Here is a 270-nt window from a genome sequence, read left to right as displayed (position 1 = left end):
ATCTCGATATTCAGAGCGGGAAAGTTGTCGAGCAAGCTGTGCTGTCAGATAAACGGCTGAGTATCCGGCACCTTGCCGTGACAGATACCGGTGACATCGCCTGCGGTCAGCAATATCGTGGACTGCCAGAGCAGGCCGCGCCGCTTGTTCATTTGCATACACGTGGCGGCGCGCTTCGCCCGCTGCTGGCGGATGAAGAGGACTGGATGCGGTTTAATCATTATATTGCCAGTATTGCCAGCCTGGACGGTTATCTGCTGGCGACCTCGC

General features: G+C 56.7%; 1 protein-coding gene. It reads left to right on the top strand.

Features of this window, described 5'->3' with window-relative positions; all coding sequences use genetic code 11:
* Window positions 1-270, top strand: a 270-nt coding sequence (locus R0J87_RS20755) for a DUF1513 domain-containing protein (protein WP_498888619.1), incomplete at both ends; no start/stop codon positions are given.

The sequence above is a fragment of the Halomonas sp. SIMBA_159 genome, assembly GCF_046536035.1.
GTDB classification, from domain to species: Bacteria; Pseudomonadota; Gammaproteobacteria; order Pseudomonadales; family Halomonadaceae; genus Vreelandella; species Vreelandella venusta_A.
This window is presented reverse-complemented; position numbering and strand designations above follow the sequence as displayed.